The 5,249-nt window shown below is 61.5% G+C and carries 5 protein-coding genes and 1 pseudogene; 5 read left to right on the top strand and 1 reads right to left on the bottom strand.

All coding sequences use genetic code 11. The annotated features are described in order from the left end of the window. Positions 1-469, top strand: a 469-nt coding sequence (locus tag ACRXB1_RS29540; protein ID WP_449494043.1) for a DeoR/GlpR family DNA-binding transcription regulator, incomplete at its 5' end; no start/stop codon positions are given. 18 nt (positions 470-487) lie between these two features. Here ACRXB1_RS29540 and ACRXB1_RS29535 read toward each other — a convergent pair. After that, a complete protein-coding gene (locus tag ACRXB1_RS29535; RefSeq protein WP_062172581.1) occupies positions 488-1,603 on the bottom strand; it encodes a 2-aminoethylphosphonate--pyruvate transaminase in 1,116 nt (371 codons plus the stop codon). A 252-nt stretch (positions 1,604-1,855) separates the two neighbouring features. Between ACRXB1_RS29535 and phnS the strand changes: the two genes are divergently transcribed. The 4 genes and pseudogenes from phnS to ACRXB1_RS29515 form a co-directional block, all read left to right on the top strand. Continuing rightward, positions 1,856-2,932: a 2-aminoethylphosphonate ABC transporter substrate-binding protein gene (phnS, locus tag ACRXB1_RS29530; protein ID WP_449494042.1), complete on the top strand. Its 1,077-nt coding sequence runs from the start codon at positions 1,856-1,858 to the stop codon at positions 2,930-2,932. A gap of 39 nt (positions 2,933-2,971) precedes the next feature. Next, on the top strand, positions 2,972-4,060 hold the full coding sequence (phnT, locus tag ACRXB1_RS29525) for a 2-aminoethylphosphonate ABC transport system ATP-binding subunit PhnT (protein WP_375507508.1): 1,089 nt from the start codon (positions 2,972-2,974) through the stop codon (positions 4,058-4,060). Then, positions 4,038-4,937 carry a 2-aminoethylphosphonate ABC transporter permease subunit gene (locus ACRXB1_RS29520; protein ID WP_062003295.1) on the top strand — a complete coding sequence of 300 codons (900 nt, stop codon included), beginning with the start codon at positions 4,038-4,040 and terminating at the stop codon, positions 4,935-4,937. Before phnT ends, ACRXB1_RS29520 begins: the two co-directional genes overlap by 23 nt. After that, a pseudogene (locus tag ACRXB1_RS29515) lies at positions 4,927-5,249 on the top strand (phosphonate ABC transporter permease); the annotation flags it as partial. The gene ACRXB1_RS29520 and the pseudogene ACRXB1_RS29515, both read left to right, overlap by 11 nt.

Below are 5,249 nucleotides of genomic sequence, written 5' to 3'. Positions count from 1 at the left end.
TGATTCGGGCAGCACCACGCAAGCCGTGGCGCGCGCGCTTGGCGACCGGCATCGCCTGACGGTCTACACCAACGACTGGCGCATCGCGTTGCTGCTCGGCCGGCGCAATGACAACAAGGTCACGCTGCTCGGCGGCGAACTTTCGGACAACGAGGACGCCACGTTCGGCCTCGATACCGTGCAGCAGCTTTCGCAGTATCACGTGGACTTCGCGTTTGTGGGCGCGGGCGCGATCACGTCCGATGGTTACCTGACCGACTATTCGCGGCTCGCCGCGGAAGTGCGCAGCCGGATGATCGTGGCTGCGAGCGCCGCGGTGATCGTCGCGGATCATTCGAAGTTCGGTCACGTCACGCCGGTGCGCATCCGCGACTTCGAGAAGGCGCGATACCTGGTAACCGAACTCACGCCCGACAAGGCTTTGCGCAAGGCGATCGCCTCGCGCGGGCCGGAGCTGGTGATTGCCTGACCGCTTGCCGGGCATGGATCAGGCCGCGAGCCGCACGTGCAACATGCCCAACGCGCGGCTGATTGCAGCCACTGCGTTCAGCATCTCGTTGGCATCGATAGCGCCAATGCATCCCACGCGAAACGTCTCCACTTCCGTCAGCTTGCCCGGGTACAGCACGTATCCTGCATCGCGCACGGCTTCGTAAAAGCGCTTGAAATCGTAGGCCGGATCGCGCGGCGCATGGAACGTGACGATCACCGGCGCCTGCACCGAAGCGTCCAGGAAAGGCCTGAATCCAAGCGCCGCCATGCCCTCGATCAACGCCGCGCAGTTGCGCTGGTATCGAGCGCCGCGCGCAGCCTGGCCGCCTTCCGCCTTGTATTGATCGAGCGCCGCGCGCAACGCGGCGACCACATGCGTGGGCGGCGTGAAGCGCCATTGCGTGGTCTTCTGCATGTACGCATATTGATCGTAAAGGTCGAGCGCGAGCGAACGGGAAACGCCTTCCGATGCTTCCAGCACACTTCGCCGCACGATCACGAAGCCCATCCCCGGCACGCCTTCAAGGCACTTGCCGCTCGCCGATACGACGGCATCGATGCCGCCCTTCGATACATCGATAGGCAACGCGCCGAACGAACTCATTGCATCAACAATAAGACGCTTGTCGAAACGCGCGCACGACGCGGCGATCTCATCGAGCGGATTGAGCAAACCTGCGCTCGTCTCCAGATGCACCTGCGCCACGTGCGTGATGCGCGGCTCGCGCAAGAACATCTCCTCGATACGCGCGACGCCGGCCGGTTCGTCATCGCGCAACTTCAATTCGATCGCTGCTATTCCCAGCCGCTCGAGGATCTTCAGCAAACGCGTGCAATACGCGCCGTTGTTCGGTACGAGCACGACCGCATCGCGCGGCACGAGCGACCCGAGCGCGGCTTCGACCGAAAACGTGCCGCTTCCCTGCATGGGCACGCATACAAAATCTTTTTGACCGGACACGATAGAGAGCAGGTCGCGGCAGATCGAGTCTGTCATCTGGTTGAAAGCCGCATCCCACGATCCCCAGTCGCGCAACATCGCCTGACGCGTGGCCGGCGTTGTGGTGAGCGGGCCGGGCGTCAGCAAAATCGGGTCACTTCCGTTGATCACAATCTTCTCCGTTCGTATTCTCAGGCAGGCATGAAATAGTCTACGTCGGAATTTTGGCGAAATGTGGTCTTTGTTGTAGAAATGTGGCATCGTCATGGCGTTGTCATAGAGTTCTGTGATGCTTCGATCCGGCTGCGGGTTATACCAGATCAACCTCCGCGCCAAAGAATCATCGGACGCAAGCGGCCTTTCGAAAACCGCGCGTCATCCTCACGCCACCTGGTTGTTTCCGTCTTCCGGAGAACTTGCAACATGACAAAAAATCGCTTCCCCAAAGCTCGTCTGGCTTCGTGTCTTGCCGTGGCCGTGTTCGCAAGCGTCGCGGCCATGCAGGCGCATGCCGCCGATGCAGTCGTGCTGTACACCGCCGACGGCCTTGAAAACCTGTACAAGGATGTGCTGCCGGCCTTCGAAAAGAAGGAAGGTGTGAAGGTGAATATCGTGACGGCGGGTAGCGGGGAAGTGGTGAACCGGGCGCAGGTAGAGAAGGATTCGCCGAAGGCCGACGTGCTCGTGACGCTGCCGCCGTTCATCCAGCAAGCATCGCAAGGCGGCTTGCTGCAGCCGTACCAGAGCGTGAACTACGCGAATGTGCCGGCGATTGCGAAGGCATCCGATGGTGCGTGGGCGACCTTCGTGAACAACTACTTCTCGTTCGCCATCAACCCCGAAGTCACGAAGACCGCGCCGAAGACGTTTGCCGACTTGTTGCATCCGGACTTCAGCGGCAAGGTGGCTTACTCGAATCCCGCGACCGCCGGCGACGGCATGGCCGTGATCATCCTGACGAGCGCGCTGATGGGCGAGGACAAGGCGTTCGACTATCTGAAGGATCTGGAGAAGAGCGCAAAATTCCACACGAAGGGCACGGGTTATCTCGACGTGCTGCTTTCGCGCAACGAAATCTCATTCGCGAACGGCGACCTGCAGATGGATCTGGACGATGCCACCAACGGCGGCCTTTCGCTCAAGCCGATCTTCCTCTCGGCCAAGGCCGGCGAAGCGCCGACCACGTTCCAGTTGCCCTACGCGATCGGCCTGATCAAAGGCGGCCCGAATCAGGCTGAAGGCAAGAAGCTGGTCGACTACCTGATGTCGAAGGAAGTGCAGGCGAAGGTGCCGGACATCTACGGCATTCCGGGCCGCACCGACGTTCCGCTTGCCGGCAAGAATGGCGAGGCGGTCAAGCAGGCCATCGCGGGCGTGAAGCTGATTCCGGTGGACTGGAACCAGGTCATGGACCAGAAAGCCGCGTGGACCACGCGCTGGAAAAACGACGTGATCGGCACCTCCGGCAAGCAACTCGACGTGGTCAAGCCGAAGTCGTAAGCGCTTGCGTTCTTATCGAAGCTCTCAGGGATGTGAACCGTGAACACTTTGACGCTGGCTCCGGCCACTCGCGAAGCTGCTGCCGCCGATTCTTTCAAGCCGGCGCATGGCGGCGTGCATATCGAAGGCCTGAGCGTGCGCTTTGGCGCGCGTACGGTGCTGGATGACCTCTCGCTGACTATCGAGCGCGGCGAACTGCTTACCGTGCTCGGCCGCAGCGGTTGCGGCAAGACTACGTTGCTGCGGTTCATCGCGGGATTCGTGGAGGCGGACGGGCTCGCGGGCCGGCTGACGGTGGCCGGGCGTGATCTTACGCACGTGCCGCCGTTCAAGCGCAACCTCGGGCTTCTGTTTCAAAGCTATGCGCTGTTCCCGCATCTTTCCGTGTTCGATAACGTCGCGTTCGGCCTGCGGGCGCGGCGTCTGAAAGCCGGAGAGATAGCGCGGCGCGTGGCGGATGCACTCAAGCTCGTGCAACTCGGCGACGCGGGGCACGTGATGCCCGCGCAGTTGTCGGGCGGCATGCAGCAACGCGTGGCGTTGGCGCGAGCGCTGGTAATCGAGCCGGATGTGCTGCTGCTCGACGAACCGCTCTCGGCACTCGATGCCAACCTGCGTGCATCGGTCCGTACCGAACTGAAGTCGTTGCATGAGCGCCTGCCGAACCTGACCATTGTCTGTGTGACGCATGATCAGGACGATGCCCTGGTGCTCTCCGATCGCACGTTGCTGATGCGCGACGGCCGTATTGCGCAATTGGGCACGCCGCGCGAACTCTACGATAACCCCAAGGACGCGTTCGTCGCGCGCTACCTTGGCGCGGCGAACTTGTTGCCGCCATCGATCATGTTTCCTGTTGGCGATGCACGGCACGACGAACGCGGCAGGCTTGCGTGCATTCGTCCCGAGTGCCTGTCGATCGTGCCGTTGGGCAGTGCGCAATTGCACGGCACGATCTCCTCGGTTGAATGGTACGGCGCAGCGCTCTCGGTCTCGGTGATGCTCGATGCATTGCCCGACCAGCCCGTGCTCGTCACCATGCAACGATCGCATGGTCCGATGCCCGAGAAGGGCGCGCGTGTTTCCCTACGCCACGAGGTTGACGATGTCGTCCTTGTCAGCGAGTGAACACCTGGTCGACGACCCCGCGCACACGCTTGCCAAGCGTCGGCGCGAACGGCGTGCGCAGTGGCAGCTCTGGTTCATCCTGGTGGTCGTGCTCGGACCATTGGTGCTGTATCCGCTCGTGCAATTGTTGTGGCTGAGCGTGACGGGCAAGCATGGCTTGAGCCTGCAGGCGTACACCGCGTTCTTCACCAATCCCGAAACCAGCGGTGTGATCGGCACGACGCTCGGCATCCTCTTCGCGAGTGCAACGCTTGCGTCATTGCTCGGTGTCCTGCTTGCATCCATATTGTTTTTCAAGCCATTTCCCGGCGCGAAACTCGTGACGCGTTTCCTCGAATTGTTTGTCGCGTTCCCTTCGTTCCTGGTCGCGTTCACGCTGATCTTTCTGTATGGATCGCAGGGATCGGTGAGCATCGGCTTGCAGCGTTTGTTCAACTTGCAGAATCCGCCGCTCGACTTCTTGTTTGGCATTGGCGGCGTGATTCTCGCGGAGGTCGTGTTCTACGCACCGTTCGTGGTGCGGCCGACGCTTGCGTCGTTTGCAACGCTCGACATGCGTCTGATCGAAGCCGCGAAGAGTCTGGGTGCGAGTGGCTGGATGGTCGCGTTCAAGGTCATCCTGCCGCTCGCATGGCCGGGTATCGCGGCGGGAACGATCCTGTGTTTCCTGCTGACGCTCAATGAATTCGGCATCCTGCTCGTATTGGGAAGCGCACATCTGATAACTTTGCCGATGGCAATCTACAGCTCGGCTACGGTCGATCTGGACTTGCCGACAGCCGCGGCCGGCGCGGTTGTCATGCTTGCAATGTCGCTCTCGTTGTACGCGCTCTACAGGCGCGTCAACCGGCGCACAGGAGGCCGCAATGGCAACTGAATTTTCGCTGCCGGTTGCAGCATCGAAGCCGCATTCGCTCAAGCGCGTCGGCGCGTGGATCTTCACCTGTTTCGCCGCGCTTCTGTGCTTCTGGCTGTTTGTATTGCCGGTGATCGTGGTTGCGCTTTCCAGCGTGGCGTCGCACTGGTCGGGAACGATCTTCCCCGATGGCTTCAGCATGCGCTGGTTCGAACGCCTCGGTTCAAGCGACTTCGATGCGCTGACAACCAGCCTTGAAGTCGGCTTCGGCGTGGCCGTCCTCGGGACCGTCCTCGGTCTTTGGCTGGCGCTCGCGCTCGAAGGCCGCGACCA

This window comes from Caballeronia sp. M23-90, assembly GCF_053574605.1.
The sequence above is the reverse complement of the archived record's forward strand: the minus strand, read 5'-3'. Positions and strand labels throughout refer to the sequence as shown.

What these genes read in the sequence shown, in the direction of transcription:
- phnS (WP_449494042.1), top strand. Translation starts at nt 1,856, where the DNA reads ATGACAAAAAATCGCTTCCCCAAAGCTCGTCTGGCTTCGTGTCTTGCC.
- ACRXB1_RS29520 (WP_062003295.1), top strand. Translation starts at nt 4,038, where the DNA reads ATGTCGTCCTTGTCAGCGAGTGAACACCTGGTCGACGACCCCGCGCAC.